The organism is Komagataeibacter ossonobensis (assembly GCF_057359305.1).
On the sequence record NZ_JBXAYQ010000044.1, the window covers coordinates 1 to 22,858 of the forward strand.

At 63.7% G+C, this 22,858-nt stretch carries 18 protein-coding genes; 8 read left to right on the plus strand and 10 right to left on the minus strand.

Translation table 11 applies throughout. The features are described from left to right. Positions 1-90 precede the first annotated feature (90 nt). From AC1RQ9_RS16020 to hpnK, 4 genes are all read left to right on the plus strand, one after another. On the plus strand, positions 91-753 hold the full coding sequence (locus tag AC1RQ9_RS16020; RefSeq protein ID WP_485987788.1) for an ABC transporter substrate-binding protein: 663 nt from the start codon (positions 91-93) through the stop codon (positions 751-753). A gap of 64 nt (positions 754-817) precedes the next feature. Then, the gene (gene hpnI / locus AC1RQ9_RS16025) at positions 818-1,999 is read left to right on the plus strand and encodes a bacteriohopanetetrol glucosamine biosynthesis glycosyltransferase HpnI (RefSeq protein WP_485987789.1); all 1,182 of its coding nucleotides are present in this window, start codon (positions 818-820) and stop codon (positions 1,997-1,999) included. 106 nt (positions 2,000-2,105) lie between these two features. Then, positions 2,106-3,530 (plus strand): hopanoid biosynthesis associated radical SAM protein HpnJ, encoded by a 1,425-nt coding sequence (gene hpnJ / locus AC1RQ9_RS16030; RefSeq protein ID WP_141261225.1) that lies wholly within the window; start codon positions 2,106-2,108, stop codon positions 3,528-3,530. A gap of 79 nt (positions 3,531-3,609) precedes the next feature. Then, positions 3,610-4,464, plus strand: coding sequence for a hopanoid biosynthesis-associated protein HpnK (hpnK, locus tag AC1RQ9_RS16035; protein ID WP_025439456.1), 855 nt, complete (start codon positions 3,610-3,612; stop codon positions 4,462-4,464). Between the two features lie 26 nt (positions 4,465-4,490). Here hpnK and trxA read toward each other — a convergent pair whose 3' ends face one another. From trxA to tsaE, 5 genes are all read right to left on the minus strand, one after another. After that, the gene (gene trxA / locus AC1RQ9_RS16040; RefSeq protein ID WP_010508984.1) at positions 4,491-4,820 is read right to left on the minus strand and encodes a thioredoxin TrxA; all 330 of its coding nucleotides are present in this window, start codon (positions 4,818-4,820) and stop codon (positions 4,491-4,493) included. 69 nt (positions 4,821-4,889) lie between these two features. Next, complete coding sequence (gene addA / locus AC1RQ9_RS16045) at positions 4,890-8,471, minus strand: double-strand break repair helicase AddA (RefSeq protein ID WP_485987792.1); 3,582 nt, start codon at positions 8,469-8,471, stop codon at positions 4,890-4,892. Beyond that, positions 8,468-11,518: a double-strand break repair protein AddB gene (gene addB / locus AC1RQ9_RS16050; RefSeq protein WP_485987794.1), complete on the minus strand. Its 3,051-nt coding sequence runs from the start codon at positions 11,516-11,518 to the stop codon at positions 8,468-8,470. The genes addA and addB overlap by 4 nt, the downstream gene beginning before the upstream one ends. After that, positions 11,515-12,276, minus strand: a complete 762-nt coding sequence (locus AC1RQ9_RS16055) for a nucleotidyltransferase family protein (RefSeq protein ID WP_485987796.1) — start codon at positions 12,274-12,276, stop codon at positions 11,515-11,517. The genes addB and AC1RQ9_RS16055 overlap by 4 nt, the downstream gene beginning before the upstream one ends. Further along, positions 12,267-12,740 (minus strand): tRNA (adenosine(37)-N6)-threonylcarbamoyltransferase complex ATPase subunit type 1 TsaE, encoded by a 474-nt coding sequence (tsaE, locus tag AC1RQ9_RS16060; protein WP_485987798.1) that lies wholly within the window; start codon positions 12,738-12,740, stop codon positions 12,267-12,269. Before tsaE ends, AC1RQ9_RS16055 begins: the two co-directional genes overlap by 10 nt. 191 nt (positions 12,741-12,931) lie before the next feature. Here tsaE and AC1RQ9_RS16065 point away from each other — a divergent pair, with 191 nt between their 5' ends. Further along, positions 12,932-13,957 carry an NAD(P)/FAD-dependent oxidoreductase gene (locus AC1RQ9_RS16065; protein ID WP_485987799.1) on the plus strand — a complete coding sequence of 342 codons (1,026 nt, stop codon included), beginning with the start codon at positions 12,932-12,934 and terminating at the stop codon, positions 13,955-13,957. Between the two features lie 96 nt (positions 13,958-14,053). Then, complete coding sequence (locus tag AC1RQ9_RS16070) at positions 14,054-15,319, plus strand: D-amino acid dehydrogenase (protein ID WP_193733455.1); 1,266 nt, start codon at positions 14,054-14,056, stop codon at positions 15,317-15,319. 254 nt (positions 15,320-15,573) lie between these two features. On the opposite strand, the gene AC1RQ9_RS16075 is transcribed toward AC1RQ9_RS16070, so the two are convergent. The 3 genes from AC1RQ9_RS16075 to AC1RQ9_RS16085 all read right to left on the minus strand — a co-directional run bounded on the left by AC1RQ9_RS16075 (position 15,574) and on the right by AC1RQ9_RS16085 (position 19,099). Next, positions 15,574-15,849: a hypothetical protein gene (locus AC1RQ9_RS16075; protein WP_193733456.1), complete on the minus strand. Its 276-nt coding sequence runs from the start codon at positions 15,847-15,849 to the stop codon at positions 15,574-15,576. 226 nt (positions 15,850-16,075) lie between these two features. Further along, positions 16,076-17,899, minus strand: coding sequence for a translational GTPase TypA (typA, locus tag AC1RQ9_RS16080; protein WP_485987800.1), 1,824 nt, complete (start codon positions 17,897-17,899; stop codon positions 16,076-16,078). Positions 17,900-18,088: 189 nt separating this feature from the next. Then, positions 18,089-19,099, minus strand: coding sequence for an adenosine kinase (locus AC1RQ9_RS16085; protein ID WP_193733458.1), 1,011 nt, complete (start codon positions 19,097-19,099; stop codon positions 18,089-18,091). Between the two features lie 431 nt (positions 19,100-19,530). Here AC1RQ9_RS16085 and AC1RQ9_RS16090 point away from each other — a divergent pair, with 431 nt between their 5' ends. Then, on the plus strand, positions 19,531-20,016 hold the full coding sequence (locus tag AC1RQ9_RS16090; protein WP_485987801.1) for a bactofilin family protein: 486 nt from the start codon (positions 19,531-19,533) through the stop codon (positions 20,014-20,016). A gap of 210 nt (positions 20,017-20,226) precedes the next feature. Here the strand turns inward: AC1RQ9_RS16090 and AC1RQ9_RS16095 are convergent, their stop codons facing one another. Beyond that, positions 20,227-20,850 (minus strand): GcrA family cell cycle regulator, encoded by a 624-nt coding sequence (locus AC1RQ9_RS16095; protein WP_485987802.1) that lies wholly within the window; start codon positions 20,848-20,850, stop codon positions 20,227-20,229. Positions 20,851-20,994: 144 nt separating this feature from the next. Beyond that, a complete protein-coding gene (rnd, locus tag AC1RQ9_RS16100) occupies positions 20,995-22,182 on the minus strand; it encodes a ribonuclease D (protein ID WP_485987804.1) in 1,188 nt (395 codons plus the stop codon). 138 nt (positions 22,183-22,320) lie between these two features. Between rnd and queF the strand changes: the two genes are divergently transcribed. Next, positions 22,321-22,800: a preQ(1) synthase gene (queF, locus tag AC1RQ9_RS16105; RefSeq protein WP_025439470.1), complete on the plus strand. Its 480-nt coding sequence runs from the start codon at positions 22,321-22,323 to the stop codon at positions 22,798-22,800. Positions 22,801-22,858: the final 58 nt, after the last annotated feature.

The window sequence follows — 22,858 nt, forward strand, 5'->3', positions numbered from 1 at the left end:
CGTAGCCATCACCAATACCGCCCTTGAAGCGCTGGGTGTCGGAATCAGCATGACGCAGCCCTTGCTAAAGACAGCAAACGGACCGAAATCATGAACATTATGAAACATGTCCTGAAAACCACCTCGCTGGCGCTGTGCGCCGGACTGATGGCGGCACCGGTCGTCCCTGCCGTCCTCCCCATTCATGCAGCCCATGCGGCCAGCGCATCCGATGCGCAGGTGCAGGAGCCGATCAAGGGCCTGTATGCCGCGCTGGAGCGCGTGCAGGCCAAGGGCAGCGGTTCGTTCGAGCAGCGTTCACAGATGCTGGCCCCGGCAATCGACCACGCTTACAATATCGAAGCCGTGCTCGCCTCCTCCATCGGGCCGCGTTACGCTGGCCTGGCTGATGACCAGAAGCAGACCCTGCTGACCACATTCCGTCAGTTCACGATCGCCCGCTATGTTTCCAGCTTCAAGCCCGGCAGCGACGCCCGCTTCACCATCGACCCGACCGTTACCCCTTCGCCCGTTGGCAATGACCGTATTGTTGTAACACATATCGGATCATCCGATGACCCGAGCGGGACGGAAATCAACTACGTCATGCGTTCGGGCGCCAAGGGCTGGCAGATCGTTGACGTGCTGCTGAATGCCCACATAAGCCAGGTCGCGGCCCAGCGGGCGGACTTCAGTTCCGCCCTGTCGGGTGGAAATGTGCAGAAACTGACGAATCTGCTACAGAAAAAGATCAAAACGTTCTCGGAAGAGTGATATTACAATTCCCTGACGCCGTTTTCTAATTTGCTCCAATACGCGGGACCTTGCCGGAAAGATAATGTCTGTTTTCAACGCTCTTGTTTCACCCGCCGGACTGGCCGCGGCCGTTGCTGTCGCCGGGTGCATGCAGGCAGCGCTTGGCACTTTTCTGGTCTCGCGTTTCCGGTGGCAGGAAAAACGCATGGACCGGGCGGTGCCCTTGCCTCCGGTTTCCGTGCTCAAGCCCCTCCACGGTAATGAACCACTGCTGGAGGAAGCGCTTGAAAGCTTCTGCACGCAGGATTACCCGCAGATGCAGATCGTCTTTGGCGTACAGGCCGAAGACGATGCGGCGATCCCGATCGTACAACGATTGATGGAACGCCACCCGGATGTGCAGATGGAACTGGTGATTGACCCCACCTTCCACGGGCTCAACCGCAAGATCGGCAACCTGATCAACATCATGACGCGTGTTAAGCATGATGTCCTGGTTATTTCCGATTCGGACATCCACGTTGCCCCCGATTACCTGCGGCATGTGGTGGGCGCCATGGTGCCTGACAATGTCGGCCTGGTCACGACGCTGTACGCAGGGCTGCCTGCGTCATCCACCGTACCGCGCCTGCTGGCCGCATGCCAGATCAACCATAACTTCCTGCCCGGCGTGATGCTGTCACGCTACCTCGGGCGGCAGGACTGCCTCGGTGCGACAATGGCGCTGCGGCGTTCCATGCTGGACGAAATTGGCGGGCTGGAAGCACTCGTGCCGCATGTGGCCGATGATGCGATACTGGGCCGTTACGTACGTGACCGTGGCAAGGATATCACCATTGCCGCGTGCATGACATGGACCACAGTGGGCGAGACCTCGATGCGTGAGGTGCTGGCGCATGAACTGCGCTGGGGCCGGACCGTCAAGACGCTGGAGCCCGCGGGTTACGCCGCATCCGCCATTCAGTTACCCCTGTTCTGGGCCAGCGTTGCCGTGCTTGCCGCACCGCATGCGGTCTGGACATGGTTCTTCTTTCTTGGTGCATGGGGATGGCGGGCCGTCTGTTCCTTCATCCTGGACCGCACGCTGGCGCAACGCAGCATGCTGCTGCCGTTACTGCTTCTGCCACTGCGCGACTGGATCTCGGCCGCCGTCATGGTGGGCAGTGTCACGGGCACGCGGGTTGCATGGCGTGGGCAGACAATGCATGTCACGCCGCATTCGGCCATGACACCACGATCGCAACCGGCCTCCCCCGGTGACTGACCCGCCGTCAGCAGGCTGAACTGCTTGAGAATTCCAACCCTGTCGTTAATAAGAACGGGTATTAAGGGAACCCCATTCCCCGCCAGAGCCCGAGGATATGCGTAGCATGATGAAAACCCTGTTTCTCCAGCCGCCTTCGTTTGACGGATTCGATGGTGGGGCCGGCTCCCGCTATCAGGCCAAGCGGGAAATCAAGTCGTTCTGGTATCCGACATGGCTTGCGCAGCCTGCCGCCATGGTCGAAGGCAGCCGCCTGATCGATGCACCGCCCGCGCGCATGGGCATGGAGCCGATCCTGGAAGACGTGCGCAACCGTGACCTGGTCATCATGCACACCTCCACCCCGTCCTTTGCATCCGATGTGCGTGTCGCCCAGATGCTCAAGGACGCGAACCCGAAGGTGAAGATCGGCATGGTCGGCGCGAAGGTTGCCGTCCAGCCGGAAGAAAGCCTGCTGAACGCCCCGCCGGTCGATTTCGTGGCGCGTAACGAATTCGACTTCACCATCAAGGAGATGGCGGAAGGCCGCGACTGGAAGGATGTCGATGGCATTTCCTGGCGCGATGCTGATGGCAAGATCGTCCATAACCGCGACCGTGCGATGATCGAGGACATGGACAGCCTGCCGTTCGTGACCGAAGTGTACAAGCGTGACCTGAAGATCGAAGATTACTTCATCGGTTACCTGATGCACCCGTACATCTCGATCTATACCGGCCGTGGCTGCAAGTCGCGCTGCACCTTCTGCCTGTGGCCGCAGACGGTGGGTGGCCACCACTACCGCACCCGCAGCCCCGAGCACGTGGCAGCCGAAATCCGTCTGGCGAAGCAGTATTTCCCGCAGGTGAAGGAATTCTTCTTCGACGATGACACCTTCACCGATGACCTGCCGCGTGCCGAAGCGATCGCCAAGGAACTGGGCAAGCTGGGCGTGACGTGGTCGTGCAACGCGAAGGCCAATGTGCCCCGCAAGACGCTGGAAGTGCTGAAGGCCAATGGCCTGCGCCTGCTGCTGGTCGGTTACGAAAGCGGCAACCAGCAGATCCTGCACAACATCAAGAAGGGCATGCGCGTCGAGACGGCGCGTGAGTTCACCAAGAACTGCCACGAACTTGGCATCAAGATCCACGGCACCTTCATCCTCGGCCTGCCGGGCGAGACGAAGGAGACCATTCAGGAAACCATCAAGTTCGCCACCGAAATCAACCCGCACACGCTGCAGGTCTCGCTGGCGGCACCCTATCCCGGCACGTTCCTGCACAAGCAGGCGACCGAGAACGGCTGGCTGGATGAAAAGAATGCCGAACTGATCGACGATAACGGCGTGCAGATCGCACCGCTGCACTACCCGCACCTGTCGCACACGGAAATCTTCCAGAGCGTGGAAGAATTCTACCGGAAGTTCTATTTCCGCGCGCCCAAGATCGCCTCGATCGTGAACGAGATGGTCCGCAGCCCGCAGATGATGAAGCGCCGCCTGCGCGAAGGGGTGGAGTTCTTCCAGTTCCTGCGCGAACGCCGCGCCGCCTGATCCGGCTTTCTGCGATTACCCCCATGCCGGGACCTTCGGGTTCCGGCATTTCTTTTTTCATGCCATCCGGTTTTGCATCATGAAGCGCGTCATCATATCCGCCGATGATTTCGGCCTGTCCGAAGAAGTCAACGAGGCGATCGAAATTGCCCATCGCGACGGACTATTATCGACCGCAAGCCTGATGGTATCGGGACCGGCCGCAGCCGACGCCGTGCGCCGTGCAAAGAAGCTGCCGGACCTGCGGGTGGGACTGCATCTGGTCGCGATCGAGGGACCGGCAACCCTGCCCCCTGCCGATATCCCGCTGCTGGTGCCCCAGGATGGGCAGTTCCCCTCCGACCAGTTGAAACTGGGCGTGGAGTATTTCTTCCGACCCGCCGTGCGCCGTGAACTGGCTGCCGAGATCGAGGCACAGTTCCGCGCCTTTGCCGCCACCGGGCTGGCGCTGGACCATGCCAATGCGCACAAGCACATGCACCTGCATCCCACGGTGGGGCGGTACATGATCGAAAGCGGGCTGCGCCATGGCCTGCGTGCAATCCGCGTGCCACTGGAACCGCCCGAGCCGCTTTATGCCGCGGGCACCTATACCGATACATTGGGGGATGCGGCGCTACGCCGCTGGACCGGCCTGCTGCGCCATCAGGCGCACAAGGCGGGGCTGGTCACGAATGACTGGTGTTTCGGGCTGGCGTGGAGCGGGCACATGACGACCGACCGGGTATCGGCCCTTGCCGCGCACCTGCCGGATGGCCTGTCGGAAATCTATTTCCACCCGGCCACGGCAAAGAACAAACTGCTGCAGCGCCTCATGCCCACCTATGAGCATGAAGCGGAGTTCCGTACGCTATGCGCGCCCGGTTTCCGGTCCGGCCTGACCCATTCGGGGGCCGTGCCCACCACATGGACGGACGTGGCCCGCGCATCCTGACGGGCCACCCCTGACGGCGGGACAGATCAGCCGAGGCTGCTCTTGACCCATTCCTTAAGTTGGCTCTTGGGCAGGGCACCGGTCTTGCTGGCAACCGGCTTGCCATCCTTGAACAGGATCAGTGTCGGGATGCCGCGCACGCCATATTCGTTGGGCGTGTTGGGGTTGTCATCGATGTTGACCTTGGCAACGGACATCTTGCCCTTGAATTCCGCCCCGATTTCATCCAGCGCCGGTGCGATCATCTTGCACGGACCGCACCATTCCGCCCAGAAATCGACCAGAACCGGTTCCTTGGATTCCAGAACCTGCGTCTTGAACTGACCGTCGCTTACGGCAATCGTGTTTTCACTCATCACTCAAAACTCCTTTGTGGCGGCCAACGCCGCCCCGTCCTGCTGACATGGCCATGCCGACGCATGCGGTCAAGTCGCAGCGGCCATATCCGGCGCATACCGGTCCAGTAGCGTAGCAGGCAGAATGTCAACGCGCACGCCCTCCGTCCAGACCAGTACGCACACCACCTGCCTGCCGGGATAGACCCCGCGCAACAGGGCGCGGTAGGCCGCCATCTGCCGCAGGTACAGCACCGGCGTCCTGTCAACGTCCGCGGGCGGCGTGCGGTTTGTCTTGAAATCGCACACCGTCACCGTATCCGCGCTGACCGCCATGCGGTCCACCTGCCCCACGATCACCTGCTGGCCCACGATACCAGCCAGCGGCTGTTCCGCCCGGCTGCCGGGGGCAAACAGGGCGGCAAGCCGGGGCATGTCCATGACCGCAAGCACCTGCGTCACCAGCGCCTCGCACTGCGTGGGGTCCAGTCCTGCCACCGGGCGCGACAGCCATGACCAGGCAAGCGCCATGCGTTCATCCACAGGGCAGTCCGGCAGGTATTGCAACAGGGCATGCACCAGTTGCCCACGTTGCAGGGCACGGGCGCGCTGGCCGGCCGGGTCGGCGCGGTCCCGCACGGTGGTCGCGGACACCAGCGGCGAGCGCACGGCGGGCTGTGGGCCAAGGGCGACATCATCGGGACGGCTGGGGGCAAGCGGCCGGGCAAGCGGCCCTTCCATGACCGGCATGACAGGCCGCCACAGCGGGGCATGGCCCATCCATTCCGGCAGGGCGGGCACGGGTGCCGGTGCCACCGGGCCATTATCAGCGCGGGCGGCCCGCGCGGGCGGGGCCGTGCGCGTTTCCTCCAGCACCAGGCTTTCCCCCTCCCAGCCCAGGTCGAAAGGCTGTGCCGTGGCCCCGGCACTTTCAAACCCCTGACGGCACAGATCATACCAGCAGCCATCGGGCACGCCGCGACGGGGTTCCCACCCACATATCACCAGCCGGTCACTGGCCCGGGTCAGGGCGACATAGAGCAAGCGATTATATTCTTCCGCCGCCTCACGGCGTATCTTTTCCTGCACCGATGCCGTCACATCCGTGGCCAGTTCCCGCCGAGGCACCCATATCGGGATATCGAGTCCCGTGGCCCTGTCGGTCTCCCACAATATGTTGGTGTCGGAACGTGGCGTTGCGATCGTATCGGGCAGGATGACAAGACGCGCCTGCAACCCCTTCGCCCCATGCGCGGTCATGACACGCACCATGTTGGCCGATGCATCGGGTTCATGCCGCACCGTTTCATCCGATGCATTCAGCCAGTGCAGGAAACCCTGCAAAGAAATGGCATGCGTTTCCTCAAACCGCAGGGCGGCGGACAGCAGTTCGTCAACCGGTTCCACCGCTTCCGGCCCCAATCGGGCCAACAGCCGGGCGCGACCGCCCAGCGGGCCAAGGGCTTCGGCCAGAAGCTGATACGGCGTGGCGTAATCAACCTGCCGGAACAGGGTATTGAGGATATGCCACGCCGCCGACCAGTCGGGCCGTTCCGCATGACGCACGCGCAGCACTGCCCACAGCGGCTGCCCATCGCGCCCCGTCGCCAGATGCATGAGCGATTCGTCATCCAGCCCGCCAATGGGGGATGTCAGCACGCAGGCCAGCGTCAGGTCATCCTGCGGCAGCAGCAGCGCCGCGCACAGCGCCATAAGATCCTGCACCGCAAGCTGGTCGGTCAGCACGGTACGCACCAGTGTCGCCACCGGCACGTCATTGCTTTTCAGGGCGCGGATCAGGGCACGGGCAAAGGCGGAACGACGCGGCACAAGGATCAGCACGTCACCGGGCGCCAGTGGCGCTTCCCCCGGTGCTGGCGGCATGCGCAGCTGCCCGGCGATCCAGCCCGCCAGTGTATCGGCCAGACGCTGCTGCGCCGTGGACTGCCCGGCATTGCGGGTCGGGGCCATCCACGGGCTTATGTCGGACTCGTCAGGTTCCACCGGCACGGGGGGCCAGATTTCCACACGTCCCCCCTGCCCCGGCCGGGCGGTGACATGGGCGGGAATGGTACCGTCAGGTTCCACCACGCCACGCGCGGCGGCGGGATTGGCGAACACGCTGTCCACCAGTTTCAGTACGGGCGCCGTTGAACGGAAGGAGACCGTCAGCGCCGGTTCACGCCATATGGCGCGGGCGGCGGCCGCACGCTGGCGGAATTGCTGCCGCCATGCGCGGAAGGCCTCCGGGTCAGCCCCCTGGAAGGAATAGATCGATTGCTTGTAATCCCCCACCGCGAAAATGGTGCGCGGACAGCCATCGTCATCATGCGTGCCTTCGCCTGCGAAGAATTCCGCCGTAAGCCCACCGGCAATGGCCCACTGGTCGGGGGATGTGTCCTGCACCTCATCAAGCAGCAGGTGATCGATCCCGCCATCAAGCTTGTACAGCACCCATGCCGCACCGGGGTCATCAAGCAACTGCAGCGTGCGGTCGATCAGGTCATCATAATCGACCATGCCCTGCGCGTTCTTGCGCGTGGCGTAACGTTCCAGCACCGGCTGGGCTACGGACAGCAGCGCGCAGGTCAGTTCAAACACCGTAATGGCGCGCAACTGCTGGTCAATGCCAATGACCCGCACGGCTGCCGCGCCAAGACGGTCGGCCAGACCGGGACAGGCGGCATCCATCTTGGGATTGAGGCCCCCACGCTTTCGCAGCTCACCCTTCTGCGTCAGCAGGCCGCCCCGCCATGTGGACCAGTCCGCCACGCGGGCGGCCACGTCCTGACCCAGCCATGCCAGCATGGTTTCCGCCTGTACCCGGACGGTGGCCGACCCTTCCCGCGCAACACAGCGCAGTCCGTCACGCAGAATGTCCTCATCGGGGATCGTGGCGCAGGCAGTGCGCAATACGTCGTCCACGCTGCGCCCGCTTATGCCCAGCAGACGCATAAGGGCCGATTCCACCCCCGCGCGATCCACCATCCACCGGCGCGCCACCGGCAGCATGCGACGCGACTGCGCCTGCAGCCGGGCGATCAGCGCGGTAAAGTCCCCTACCCCGATCTGCCCCGCCAGCATGGCGACGGCGGGACCACCCTGCCCCACCACATCCTCCACCGCCGCGCGCTGCGCCAGACGGGCATCGGTTTCCTCGATCAGGGTAAAATGCGGGCTGATCGCGGCCTCGATGGGGAAGCGCCGCAGCAGCGACTGGCAGAAGGCATGGATGGTGCCGATGCGCATGCCACCGGGCAGGTCCAGCACGCGGGCGAACAGTTCGCGCGCAACCCGACGGGTTTCCTCACCCGCAGGCACGGACAGACGTGCAAGTTCACGGTCCAGATCCGCATCGGGCAGCATGACCCACTGGCCCAGACGGTTCTGCAGGCGGATGGACATTTCCGCCGCCGCCGCCTTGGTGAAGGTCAGGCACAGGATACGGCCGGGATCGCTGCCGGGCACGCGTGTCATGACACCGTCCCGGTCAGGCACGTCACGCGGCAGCATGAGGCGCAGCAGCCGGTCAATCAAAAGCTTGGTCTTGCCACTGCCGGCAGAGGCCGAGACAAACACCGATGCCTGCGGATCGGACGCCGCCGCCTGGCTGCGATTGGCGATGTCGATGGCGGACGCCATGCCGTCACCCTTCATCATGGCCTCGTTCATCCGCCATTCTCCTCACGCGCGGCACTCCATTCCGCAACACGGGCCAGATGGGCGTAATCGGCAAAACGCGGTTCCTCCCCCGGAAAGGGATGGGACAGATAGGGCTGGTCCGGATTGTCATAGGCTTCAACCAACTTGCGCAGTCCCGCGCGACACCCCGCGATCAGTTCAGTCAGTTCCGTGCCGCGCGCCACATCCAGCACCTGCGCCGGGACATGGCCGCCGGTCAGCCGCCAGTACACCAGTTCCGCAACCGTGCCCGCGACCGGGGGCGGGAAGCCGCCGGTTTCGATCATCGCCGCTTCCAGCACCAGCTGCGACTGCCAGCCTTCCATCACGCTGCGCCGGGTGGGCAGCGTGCCGGTCTTGTAGTCAAACAGGCTCAGGCTACCATCGCCATGCAGGTCAATCCGGTCCGCGCGCCCCCGCAGGGTGAAGGGGCCAGCGGGCAGGTCCTCCAGCCGCATCGTGCCCCCCAGTTCCGTCAGCACGGTGCGGGGGCCGCCGGTGGCGCGGCGTGTTTCCTCGGCTTTCGCGCACCATGCCGCGATGCGTTCCAGCCGGGGCGCCCACCATGCGGCAAGGGCGGGACGCAGGTCCGCCTCCCGCAGTACATCGGCAAAGACATTACGCATGCGGGAAGCGCCATCATGGGGCCAGTCGGATGGATGATCACTGAACCAGCGGTCCAGCGCCGCGTGCACGATCTGCCCATAATCGGCGGCATCGGCCAGTTCCTCCAGATCCGCCAGCGGACGCAGGCGGAGGATACGCCGCGCGTAAATGGCGTAGGGGTCGCGCATCCATGTCTCGATTTCCGTCACCGACAGGCTGCGCGGGCGCAGGCCCACCGCGGGACGCGGCTGTGGCGGGGCAACAGGCACCGCCGCCCCTTCCGGCCGGTCAAGGCTGTCCAGCCAGCGCAGCGCCGGATGTACCGGAAGGCCATGGCCATGCCCGGCCAGATACGCATCCAGCCGCACCAGCCACCGCGCGGGCACCGTCGGCGCGCCCTGCCGGCGTGTGGCCAGCGACAGCACGACATTGGGTGCGGCACAGGCACAGGAAACGAAATCATGCGCGGCCTGACCGATCGCCCATTCGGGGGATGGCAGGCCGACGCGGGTGCGCATGGGGCGGCTCATCCACGGACCCGGATCGGTCGCGGGCGGCCAGACGGTTTCAACCAGACCACCCAGCACAATGGTATCCGCCGTCTGCAGCCGGGCTTCCAGCAGGCCCCAGATGAACACGCGCGGATGCACCGCCGTACCCTCACGCCCCCGCACGGCGCGCCGTCCCTGCACCGTCATACCGGCAAGGGATGAAGCCAGCAGTCCGTCCAGCGCACCGATACGCGCATCGGGCAGTACGTCGCACCATGCCAGCATCGCACTCATGTGCTGGCCCAGCGCGTTGCCTTCCTCCCCCGCCCACAGCCGTTCCGCCCCATCCACCATATCGGTCGTGGCCAGCGCCTGCGCGGTTTCCACCAGTGCTGCCAGCAGGATGGATACCGGCACCAGATTACTGCCTGGCAGGGCCAGAAGCGGGCCGAAGGCGGTTTCCAGACGGTCGAGAAACGCGTTGATTTCCTCTGGCGCATCAGGCGCGTCGGCCAGTGCGCCATGCGGGTCATCGGCCGCGCGCGCCAGTGCGCTGCGCAGGCCCGCGATACCCGGCGGCGGGGCCGGGCCGCGCAGGACAAGGCGTTCCAGCTGGCGGGCGCTGGCGCGGCAGTTGCCCGGTGACAGCCCGCATGCCGCCAGCGGGTGCTTGATGACCGACAGCAGCGCCACCGGCGACAGCCCGCCATCCACCGCCTGCACGATCAGCCGCAGGAAGGCGGTCTGCGGCACGGTCAGCAGGCTTTCACCCGCGCTGTCATCGGCAATGATGCCCCAGCGCACCAGTTCCGTCGCCACCCGTCCGGCCAGTGCACGATCTGGCGTAACAAGGGCGGCACGCTTGCCTGGCTGTTCCAGCACCTGCCGCAGCACCATGGCGATGGCGGCGGCTTCCTCCTGCTGGTCGGCGCTGCGCAGGACCGACAGGCCATCGGCCGCCACGGGCGCATCCGGCGCGCGCCAGCGGTCCAGCGCATGGGCGGGCAGCAATGCGCGGGCCAGCAGGCTGGCGCGGGAGACGGGGCTGCTGGCCACGTCGCCATCGGTCAGGGTGTCCCACTGTTCCATGCACGCGCGTTCAATGCCCAGTTCGGCAAGCATATGCGCCGTGCCGGCCTGCGGGTGATCGGGCGGCAGACGCTGCCAGACATCATCACTGCAATCCATGTCCACGCCGGGCAGCACCAGCAGCCCGTCGGGCAGGGACATGACAGCGCGCAGCATGGCGATGGTGGAGGGCACGGCATCGGAAAAACCGGCGGCCCATATGGGATCACCCGATGGCGGGGGCATTTCCATCCACCGCGCGGCCTGTGCATGCAGCAGCGCCGTCTGGCGGGCGACGGGGTTCATCACCCCCTGTTCCGCCAGCCATGCGGGCCAGACACTGGTGACGATGGACAGGAATTTCAGCGTCTGGTGCCAGTGCTGGGCAAAATCACCGTCCGCCGCATGGGACAGACGTTCACACAGGTCACATTCCGCCCATTCCGCCTCATCCATCAGATCCGCCAGCGCGCGCGCCAGCGGCCAGGCCTGGTCAACGCCCTGCACATCGCCAAACGCCTTGCCCGCCTGCATGACCAGCAACGTCAGCGTCGCCAGCCGCCGCACGGGATCGACCGCGGGCGGCAGGTCCAGCGCACTGCAACCCGACAGCGCCAGCGACGCCTCATCCAATGCCGCGATCGGCGCGATACGCGGCAGCAGGATGGGGCGGCCATCGACCTGCCGCACGAAGGCTTCGGTCAGCGCACGGGCGGCGCGGCGGCTGGGCAGCAGGATCAGGCCATTGCCGCAGGCCTGCGGATCATGCCCCGCCTGTTCCAGCCAGCGGGCGGCGATCTGGTCAACAAAAGGCACATGCGGCGGCACGACCGCCGCACGCCCCCGCACGCAGTCGCCCATGGCGTCGGTCATATATCGTTATCCGAATCCGGGTTAAGGGCGGAATGCAGCACGCGCTCCGCCGCATCGATATCGGCGGGACGGGACAGGTGGAACCACAGCGAATCATGCACGATCACCCCAAGCCTGCCCGCCGCCATCGCGCGGTCCCACAGCCGGTTCATGCTGAACCCACCTTCCGGCGCGCCATTGAACAGCGCGGGGGCGACAATCTGCACACCGGTAAAGATGTACGGCGTGATTTCCCCCGCGCGCGGGCGACGCGGCACGCCATGCGCGTTCACCGCGAAATCCCCCTGCCCGACTTCCCCCACCGCGCGCGTCATGGCCCCCAGCAGCAGCATGGCGTCCATGCGTTCGGGATCGAACGCCGCAGCCAGACGGCGCAGCGCGGGCACCGGCCCGTTGAGCCACATGGCATCGCCATTGAGCAGGAAGAACGGTCCCGGCCCCAGTTGCCCGGCCCGCAGGGCGGCGGCCGCACTGCCCCCGGTTTCCAGCAGGGTGGATTCGGGCTGTTCAATCGTCACCGGCCCGCGATGGGCGGCACGGCGGGCTTCAAGGGCTGCATGGATGTCATCGGGCCGCCAGTGGGCGTTGACCACCACCTGCTGCACGCCACACGCCTCCAGCCGGTCCAGCACGTGATCCAGAATGGGTTGTCCCGCCACGCGCAGCAGTGGCTTGGGCATCGACTCGCTCAGCGGTCGCATCCGCCGCCCCAGACCTGCTGCAAAAACCATGGCAGTACGGGGCATGTTCACGCCCATGATGCATCTCCTGTCCCGAAAATGGCTGACTGCGCCAGCCGCGTATCCCATCCCTCCAGCCGGGCGATCCGGCCGCCCGTCGCATCGGGTGCCAGGGTAATACGCAACGCATCAGGGGGGGCAAGCGTGCCCAGGCGCTGCGGCCATTCCACAAGGACAACGCCCTCACGCGCATCATCCCAGCCGAGTTCATGCACGCCTTCCGGCCCGTCCAGCCGCCACAGATCGAAATGCGCGACCTCGCCTGCCGGCGCATCATAGACCTGCACCAGCGTGTAGGACGGGCTTGGCACCTCCATCTCCGCATCCCCGCACAGGGCGCGCAGCAGGGCGCGCGCCAGCGTGGTCTTGCCAGCGCCCATATCCCCTTCCAGCAGCACGCAGTCGCCTGCGCGCAGCACGCTGGCCAGCGCATGGCCAAGGGCTGTCGTAGCCTGTGTGTCAGGCAGGGAAATTTCACGCATTGGCGGCCCCGTCCCCTGCTTTTGCACGATTGTATATCATGAACCGATTGTGCCTTTCCCTGCCGCCCACGCACAAGGGGCGATGGAAAGGATACGCCAAAGCGCTTGCGCCAAGGCAGACAACAACGCAAAACCGCACGTGACATATGCCCGTAGACAAGACCACGGATTGCGGAACACCAGAACCGGACATGACCATGCCTTCCCCCACCCATACCACCGATGTCGCCATTATCGGCGCAGGCCCCGCAGGGCTGTTCGCCGCATTTGAATGCGGGATGCTCAAGCTTGGCTGCATCATCATTGATGCGCTGGATGAAATCGGGGGGCAGTGCACCGCGCTGTATCCCGAAAAGCCGATTTACGACATCCCCGCCCACCCCGCGATTGAAGGTGGCGCGCTGATTGAAGCGCTGGACCGCCAGATCGCCCCCTTCGACGTGCCCCGCCTGCTGGGCCGCCGGGTGGAACGGCTGGAGGGCACGCGTGGTGGTTTCGTGCTGGGCACATCCAGCGGGGATGTCATCGCGGCGCGTGCGGTCATCATCGCGGCAGGGGCCGGCGCGTTTGGTCCCAACCGTCCCCCACTGAACGGACTGGAGGCGTTCGAGCAGACCGGTGGTGTGCAGTATTTCGTCCGCCGCCGCGCCGATTTCGCGGATAAGGATGTACTGATTGCGGGCGGCGGCGATTCCGCAGTGGACTGGGCGCTGGCCCTGCGCGACGTGGCCCGCAGCGTGAAGCTGGTGCACCGGCGCGACCGCTTCCGCGCCGCCCCCGAAAGCCTGCGCCAGCTTGATGATGCCGTGGCCCTGGGCCAGGTGGAAAAGATCATCGGCTACCAGCTGCATGGCCTGCACGGCGCGCAGGGGCAGCTGACCGGCGTGGACCTTGCGACGCTCGATGGCACGGTGCGGCATGTGACCTGCGATCACCTGCTGCCCTTCTTCGGGCTGGCGACCGATCTCGGCCCGATCGCGCAGTGGGGGCTGGACACCATACGCGGCACCATTCCTGTCACCCCCTCCACCTGTGAAAGCAGCCTGCCCGGTATTTTTGCCGTGGGCGATGTCGCGACCTATCCCGGCAAGCTGAAACTGATCCTGCAGGGCTTTACCGAAGGGGCCATGGCCGCCCACGCCATCCACCCCATCGTCCATCCCGATACGGCGCTGCATTTTGAATATTCGACCAGCAAGGGCGTGCCAGCGGGCTGATTTCTGCCATCCCGTCCTGTCATAACAGAAACGGTTGACCATTCCGGCGCTGTGGCGCATCCCCGGTGTGTTGATGATGGAAGTAAGGATGAAACTGTGAAAGTTATCGTTCTGGGCGCAGGCGTAGTGGGTGTCACAGCGGCATGGTACCTGGCCAAGGCCGGGCATGAAGTCACGGTCGTGGACCGCCAGCCCGCTGCCGCACTGGAAACCTCCTTTGCCAATGCGGGACAGATTTCACCGGGATTTTCCGCGCCATGGGCGGAACCGGCCCTGCCGCTGAAGGTATTGCGGTGGATGGCCAGCCGTCACGCGCCCATCGTGGTCCGCCCGCGTATCGATTTCGCCATGATGCGCTGGATCGAGCAGCTTCTGGCCAACTGCAACGCGCATGACTACGACATCAACAAGTCCCGCATGCTGCGTATCGCGGAATACAGCCGTGACTGCCTTGACGCCCTGCGCAAGGAAACCGGCATTACCTATGATGATGAACAGCGTGGCCTGATCCAGCTTTTCCGCACGCAGAAGCAGGTTGACCATGCCGCCCGCGACATGTCCCTGCTGGACCAGGCAGGCATTGCCCACGAATTTCTCAGCCCGGATGAAATCGCCCGACACGAACCCGGCCTTATGGAAAACCGGCACCTGTTCAGGGGCGGCCTGCGCCTGCCGGGTGACGAATCGGGCGACTGCCACATGTTCACCCAACGTCTGGCCCAGAAGGCGGAAGAGGAACTGGGCGTCACCTTCCATTATGAAACCACGATCGAGGCGCTGGATGCCTCGGCCACCGATATTTTCGGTGTCCGCACATCGGCCGGCCGCATGACGGCGGATGCCTATGTCGTGTCCATGGGCAGCTATTCGCCGCTGCTGCTGCGCCCGCTCGGGCTGCACCTGCCGGTCTATCCCACCAAGGGATATTCCCTGACGCTGCCGGTGACCGATGCCGCACGCGCGCCGGTTTCCACCGTCAATGACGCGACGTACAAGGTTTCCATTACCCGGCTGGGCGATCGTATCCGTATTGGCGGCACGGCGGAACTGGCCGGTTACAACCTGCGCCTGCGCCGCGACCGGCGGGAACTGCTGGAACTATCGTTTTCGGAACTGTTTGGCGCCAGCGGCGACATGTCGCAGGGGGCGTACTGGACCGGGCTGCGTCCCAGCACACCTGATGGCACACCGGTCATCGGACCGGCTGGACGGTTTTCCAACCTGTGGCTCAATACCGGCCATGGCACGCTGGGCTGGACCATGGCGTGCGGGTCGGGCCGCGTGCTGGCTGACAGGATGAGCGGCAAGCGCACCGAAATCCCTTGCCTGGACCTGTCGCTGGACCGTTACACCACGGCCTGAAGACACTGTTCAGAAATAACCGTTTGATAAAAATAAAAAGTCTTTGGATGCCGCCTTTTTTCAAAAAGGCGGTATTCGCTCAGGCTTTCTGAAAAGGTTTCACAGAAACTTCCTTATGATTGACCGGGTATTCGTTGGACAGGCCGTTCAGCCGACGAAGGCCAGACCATAAAAAAAAGCCCGGTTTGATACCGGGCTTTTTTATGGTTGTCCTTACCGACATCACGGGAATGCCGGTAAGGGCGCCGCAGTTATTACTGCGCGGCCGGAGCAGCAGGTGCTGCATCCGTGGATTCAGCCGCCTTCTTGGCACCATGATGGTGACCACCGTGGTGATGACCACTGTGATGCTTTGTCTTCTTGGCGCCAGCTTCGGCCGGTGCCGCACCTTCAGATGCATCGGGGGTATGTTCCGGTGCGGAAACGGCCGGGGTGGTCGGCTCGGCGGTCTGGGCCATGACGGGGGCGGCAACGCCCATGATGGCAACAGCGGACAGGGCGGCAACGAAGCGACGGGGGAAAACGATCATATAAAAATACTCCAACAAATCAGGAATTCTGATCCCAATGCGTGCAGCGGGCGACGAATCGGTACACCCGGACTGACCTCCTTGCTGTAACATGCTGCAAGGAAGCCGTCTCGGATTAAAATTCTTAAATTTGTTAGTAATGTCTCACTTCTGCCCTATAGTGACCGCAATCTCAAGAACTTAAACGTAACTAAAGATTACAGTCACCACAGGATCAGGCAGGCAGTCAGTCAACCGCGCCCGAACGCTCACGCTTCTTGCGTTCGTGCGGGTCAAGGTAGCGCTTGCGGATACGCACGGCCGACGGCGTGACCTCGACCAGTTCATCGTCCTCGATATAGGCGATGGCCTGTTCCAGGTTCATCTTGCGCGGCGGAATCAGCAGCAGGGCCTCGTCCTTGCCAGCGGCACGGATGTTGGTCAGCTTCTTTTCACGGATCGGGTTTACTTCCAGATCATTCTCACGCGAATGCTCGCCGATGATCATGCCGACATAGACCTTCTCGCCCGCGTCAACGAACAGCGTGCCACGATCCTGCAGCGAGAACAGGGAATACTGCGTGGTCGCGCCATCTTCAGACGAAATCAGCGAACCGTTACGACGGCCGGCAATCGGCCCGACATAGGGCTGATAGCCATGGAACAGACGGTTCATGATGCCCGAACCGCGTGTATCGGTCAGGAATTCACCGTGATAACCGATCAGCCCGCGTGACGGGATCAGAAAGCTCAGGCGCACCTTGCCGCCGCCTGACGGCTGCATGTCCTGCATGATGCCCTTGCGCAGCGCCATCTTTTCCACCACGACGCCCGAATACGGCTCGTCCACGTCGATCAGGACTTCCTCGAACGGCTCTTCACGCTCACCGGTTTCCTCATTGGTGCGGAACAGCACGCGGGGACGGCCGATGGTCAGCTCAAACCCTTCACGACGCATCTGCTCGATCAGGACGCCAAGCTGCAGTTCGCCACGGCCAGCAACCTCGAACGCCTCGCTTTCAGGGCTTTCGGACACGCGGATGGCGATGTTGCCCTCGGTTTCCTTGAACAGGCGGTCACGGATCTGGCGCGACGTGACCTTCTTGCCTTCACGACCACCCAGCGGACCATCGTTGAGGCGGAAAGTCATGGACAGCGTCGGCGGATCAACCGGGGTGGAGGGCAGCGGTTCCTTGACTTCGAGGGCTGCGATGGTTTCGGGAATCGTCGCTTCCGACAGGCCGGCCACGGCCACGATGTCACCGGCTTCCACTTCCTCGACCGGCACGCGGTCCAGACCACGGAAGGACAGCAGCTTGGTCAGGCGGCCGGTTTCCACAACCGAGCCATCGGGACGCAGCACATGCACCGGCATGTTCATCTTCGCCACGCCCTGCTCGACACGGCCGGTCAGCACACGGCCAAGGAAGTTGTCGTTTTCCAGGATGGTGGCGACCATCGCGAACGGCGCATCCTTGTTCACCTTCGGCGGCGGCACATGGCGCAGGATCAGGTCGAACATGGGAGAGAGATCCTTGCGCGGACCATCAATCTCGGTATCGGCCCAGCCCTGGCGGCCCGATGCATACAGCATGGGGAAATCAAGCTGCTCGTCATTCGCGCCCAGGGCTGCGAACAGATCGAAAATCTCGTTATGGACTTCATCGGGGCGGGCGTCGCCACGGTCGATCTTGTTGACGACCACGATCGGCTTCAGGCCGCGCGCCAGCGCCTTGCCCACCACGAACTTCGTCTGCGGCAGCGCGCCCTCGGCGGAGTCGACCAGCACGACCGCGCCGTCAACCATGCTCAGGATACGCTCGACCTCGCCGCCGAAATCGGCGTGGCCCGGGGTGTCGATGATGTTGATGCGGGTGTCTTTCCACACAACCGACGTGCACTTGGCCAGGATCGTGATGCCACGCTCACGCTCCAGGTCATTGCTGTCCATGGCACGTTCGGCCACGTGCTGGTTGTCACGGAAGGAACCGGACTGTTTCAGAAGCTGGTCGACCAGTGTGGTCTTGCCATGATCGACGTGCGCGATAATGGCGATATTGCGGATATCCATAAGTGCTCTTGACCTGACTTTCCTTGGCGGACGCCATAAGGGGGCGCGGCGGCACATGCGGGGGGTACCCGTGCGTGCGGCGGCGGAATGGGTGGCTGCTGCTTGCGTAGATAATGCGGAAGGGCGCGGATTGCACGCGAAACTTCGTGCCCGCACCCATCACACGACCGGCAGGATGCGCCCTGTGGATCAGAAATCCATGTCCTGACGCATGTTCATGAGCGGACGCGCGCCATAATGCGAGATCACTTCCGATGCCGCGACACTGCCCAGACGGCCGCATTCGGCCAGTGTCCGGTCCGATGTCCAGCCTGCGAGGAAGCCCGCGGCATAGGCGTCGCCCGCCCCCGTGGTGTCGACCACCTGCGTGCGCACGCTGTCGATCACGATGCGCTGCTGGTCCTGAATGATGACGCTGCCGCGTTCGGAACGGGTCAGGACGGCGAAATGCGTATCGGCCGAGACAAGGCGGGCGGCTTCGTCAAAGTCATCGGTCTGGTACAGGGCGCAGATCTCGTCCTCGTTGGCGAACAGGATGTCGATATGCCCGCGCACCAGTTCATGGAAGGCATGGCGGTGACGGTCCACACAGAAACGGTCGGACAGCGAAAGGGCGACCTTGCGCCCCGCTTCATGCGCGATACGGGCGGCGGTGCGGAAGGCTTCCTGCGCCTCCGGCGGATCGAACAGGTAACCTTCCATGTAGATGACCTTGGACGCACGCACGACATCCACCAGCACATCTTCAGGGCTGAAGGTGACGCATGCGCCCAGATAGGTATTCATGGTGCGCTGGCCATCAGGCGTGACCAGGATGATGCAGCGCGCGGTGGGATGGTTTTCCCCCGCATCGCCCTGCAGCGGGGAAGAAGGGAAATACACGCCCGCCGCCTGCATGTCGGCGCCAAAGGCCTGTCCCGGCGCATCCGCCGCCACCTTGCCCAGATACGCGACGCGCGCACCCATGTTGGACGCCACGACACAGGTATTGGCGGCGGACCCGCCGCCCATTTCCTTTTCACGCGTGATCTGGCCATACAGCGCCTTGGCACGGTCGGCGTCGATCAGCATCATGCTGCCCGGTGTCATGCCGTTATTCTGCGGGAAGGCCGCGTCCACCGGTGCCAGGACATCAACAATCGCATTACCGATACCCAGCAGATCAAACCGGCATTCCGCCGCCTGTCCCGAATTTTCCATTCTTCTGTTCCACTACCCGTCATTAAACACTCATATGCGCGGGCATGGCGTTTCCGCGCCACGAAATAACCCATTTTTTCCCGCATGATGCGCCCCATCGCTATCATTGGCGGGTAAGCGGCGCAATGCATGATGTTTTTTATGCACCGCTGTTCCCCTCAACGCCTCTTGTCGGCATGATGGGGGTGCGTATAACCGTTTGAAGGGGGCTGCGGCCTGCAACCAGCCCGAAAGCGTATCTTCCAGTTTCCGGGACGCACCACGGTCCCGATGCAGCATAACCAAGCGGGGTAATATTGTTTAGACGACGCAAGCCAGCAGAAACCCAGCCAGCCGCCCCGACGACGCCCCCCGCGCAGCAGCCGGGCCGACCAGCCTCAGGCGGTGGCTCCTCTCCCTCACCCAAACCTGCCAGCAAGGAAAATACATCCATGGCCCGTCCGCCCTTCCCGCCCACGCCCAACGCCCCTCCCGCACCTGGTGGGGCACGTCCCGGTGCACCGGGGGCTACGGCCGCCAAAAAGGAAAATGACCGTCGCACCCTGGTCGTGGGTCGTGGCATCAGCGTGCAGGGGACCATTCAGGACGCCGAGCGCCTGGTTGTGGAAGGAACGGTTGAATCTTCCCTGATCAACGCATCCGAACTCCAGATCGCGCAGGGCGGCGTGTTCAAGGGCGAAGTTGAGGTTGAGGACGCTGAACTGGCGGGAACGATCGATGGCACGCTGACGGTGCGTGGCAGCCTGACCATCCGTTCGACCGGTCGCCTGCTGGGCAAGGCCAAGTGCCGTCGCCTGAAGGTGGAAGATGGCGGTCAGGTCACTGGCCAGCTTGAAATGATCACCACCCCCGGCGCGCCGGCTGCCCCCGCGGCACCTGCTGCCCCCGCCGCGCCGCCGCGCCCGGCTGCGGAATAAGCGGTCCGATCCGCCCGCATCCTGTCGGGCGGATACAAAAAAACGCCAGTGGCAGTCATGCCCTGGCGTTTTTTAATGCAATTCCCAGGACGCCGTTTGAAACAGTGATGAAGCTTTTTCCAGAAAGCTTCAGGGAACCCCGCCTTTTTGAAAAAAGGCAGCACCCAGAAACTTTCATGACGTCTTTAGAAATTTCTGAGGGGAAACGGCTCAGGCCACGTTATCGCGACGATCACGCAGTTTGACATAGGCAAGCTGCGCATGTTCCGCGCAGTACGGCTTGCCCGGCAACGGGGTGGCCCCACAGAAATGAAAGCCCGGCGTACCCGGGTCACCCAGCGGCCAGCAGCAGGACTGGCTGCTGCGCCGACGCGGCTCACTGACCGGACGCAGGGCGGCTTTCGCCGCGGCACGGGGCTGCGCGCGGGTGGCGCGGGGTGCGGGGGCCGCATCCTCTGCCACCGGGGCTGCCGCCGCAGGCTTGGGCTGCGGTGCGGGCGTCGGGGCCGCCTGCGCCTTGGCGGGAGCCTTTTCCGATGCCGGGGCGGCGGATGTAACCGGAGTTGCCGTCACTTCGGGTTTTGGGGCTGCTGGCGTGTTTTCGGTAGCGGATGGGGCCGCCGTGGCTTCCGCTGTCGTGGCGGCTGGTGCAGGGGCCGCCTTTGCCGCACGCCGGATAGGCGATGGACGCGGCTTGAGGCCCAGACGGTGCGCCTTGCCAACCACCGCGTTCTTGGTAACAGAAAGCTGACGGCCGATTTCTGCGGTCGATAAGCCCTGCTGCCACAGATCACGCAGGCGCGCGATCGTCTCCTCGGTCCATTCCATCGCCATCGTTCTGCACTCCTTACGCGGAATGGTGGGAAATTAGGCTTATACTGTGCCCGGCTCAACTGCCATAATACAGAATCTTGTGGACAGTTCTGCGCATAACCTGTTTGCAACCCCGGTAAAACACAACCGGGGTACCAAATCGGGTCAGGCGTGGATCAGCCTGATCTTCCCACCTTCGACCCCCATGGTCAGATGACCTGCCTTGAGTTCACGCGCCAGCTTGCCAAATACCTCGTTCCGCCAGCCATGAAAGGCTGGAATATCCGCCGCGTCATCCAGCGCGAAACGGTCCAGGTCCTCGGACGAGGCCACCAGCTTGGGTGCGACACGATGCGTCTCACAACAGGTGGCCAGCAACACCTTGAGCAGCGCGATCAGGGCCGGTGAAGGACGCTGCGCATCCTTTGCCCGCCCTTTGGGTAAGCGCGGCAGGTCCGCTTCCGGTTCCATGGCCGCCTGCGCCACGGTTTCCAGCAGGGCCTGACCGCTGCGTCCTTCGGCAAAACCACGTGAAACACCACGCACCCGGGCCAGCGCATCGACCGTACCGGGCACTGTCGCCGCGATTTCCATCAGGCTTTCATCCTTGAGCAGCCTCTGGCGCGGCACGTTAACGCGCTGGGCCTCCCCCTCGCGCCATGCGGCGACGGCACGCAATATGCCCAGCATCCGCCGGTTGTTGGTGCGCGGGCGCATCTTTTCCCACAATGTCAGCGGGTCAGGCCGGAATGTGGTGGGATTGTTCAGGATATCCAGTTCTGCCGCGACCCAGTCCAGACGCCCTTCACGTTCCAGCTGGACCAGCAGCTTTTCATAAACCAGCCGCAGATAGGTGACATCCGCCGCCGCATACCCGATCTGGGCCGGGGAAAGCGGACGCGCCGCCCAGTCGGAAAAACGGTGTGACTTGTCAATCTGCACCCCCAGCAGGGAGGAGACGAGGTTGTCATATCCAACCTGATCACCATATCCCGCCACCATGGCCGCGACCTGCGTATCGAACAGAGCGGCCGGCAGGCGGTCGAACAGATGCAGGAAGATTTCCAGATCCTGCCGCGCGGCATGGAACACCTTGACCACGCTGGCATCATCCAGCAATGCCCCGAGGGGGGACAGGTCGATGCCCGGGGCGGTCGTATCGATCACCACCACGTCCTTTTCCCCAGCCAGCTGCACCAGACACAGCTCGGGCCAGTAAGTCCGTTCGCGCACGAATTCGGTGTCGATCGTCACAAATGGCTCATGCCGCAGTCGCGCGGTTACAGCCTCAAGCTCCGCTGTGGTGGTCACCAGCACAGGGGCGGAAAATTCGGGTCGGGATACACGTGCCATGGGGTGCAGTTATCATGCCTGTGCCCTGTTGCGAAAGCAGGGAAAACCGCATGACGCCCCCCTGCATTTCCGTTGACGGTGCCCCATCCCTTCCGGCATCAGCCACATATCCCTTTTTTTATTCCTGACGGACCCCAGATGAACACCCGCCCCACCCCCGATGATGGCAGCCAGTTCCTGACCCAGCTGGGCCAGAATACCCGCCAGCCCAACAGCCCTGAAGAAGCCCGGCTGGAGCGTGTGCCCGCGCCAGAACGCGGGCGGAACTATGTCGTGCGCTTTACCGCGCCGGAATTCACATCGCTCTGCCCGGTTACAGGACAGCCGGATTTCGCGCATATCGTCATCGACTACATTCCCGATGAATGGATTGTGGAAAGCAAATCGCTCAAGCTGTTCCTGACCAGCTTCCGCAACCATGGTGCCTTCCATGAAAAGTGCTCGGTACAGATCGCGACGACACTGGTGGACCTGCTGAAGCCTGTATGGCTGCGGATCGGGGCGTACTGGTATCCGCGTGGCGGCATGCCGATTGATGTGTTCTGGCAGACCGGCGCACCACCCGAAGGGGTGTGGATTCCGGCACAGGACGTACCCGGCTATCGCGGTCGCGGCTAAAAGCCTGTAAAAAAACAATATTGTTATAGAAATAAAAGTTGCTGTATGCCGCCTTTTT